Source organism: Bacillus sp. CFBP9009, from assembly GCF_036541465.1.
Taxonomy (GTDB): Bacteria; Bacillota; Bacilli; order Bacillales; family DSM-1321; genus Peribacillus.
Genome location: NZ_JAZHFU010000054.1, coordinates 1 through 330, shown reverse-complemented (window position 1 = coordinate 330; position 330 = coordinate 1). Strand labels below are relative to the sequence as shown.

The window sequence follows — 330 nt, the reverse complement described above, 5'->3', positions numbered from 1 at the left end:
TAAATGGGAAGGATGGGTATGTCAGTACTGACTATCTTTCGACGACAAAGCCTGGAATGGAATCCAAACCATCCATACCTGAAAAAACGACGACGAAATATGTAAACGTAAGCTCTGGAACACTCAATATGAGAAAAAGCGGGTCGGAAAGCGCGAGCATAGTCGCAAAGCTGTCAAGAGGAACGGAAGTGACGGTGTATTCGGAATCAAAAGGTTGGGCGAAAATCAAGGTAAATGGGAAGGATGGGTATGTCAGTACTGACTATCTTTCGACGACAAAGCCTGGAATGGAATCCAAACCATCCATACCTGAAAAAACGACGACGAAAT

At 44.2% G+C, this 330-nt stretch carries 1 protein-coding gene; it reads left to right on the top strand.

Annotation, left to right across the window (positions count from 1 at the left end):
- A partial coding sequence (locus tag V3595_RS28680) for an SH3 domain-containing protein (RefSeq protein WP_485911346.1) occupies window positions 1-330 on the top strand: 330 nt, incomplete at both ends.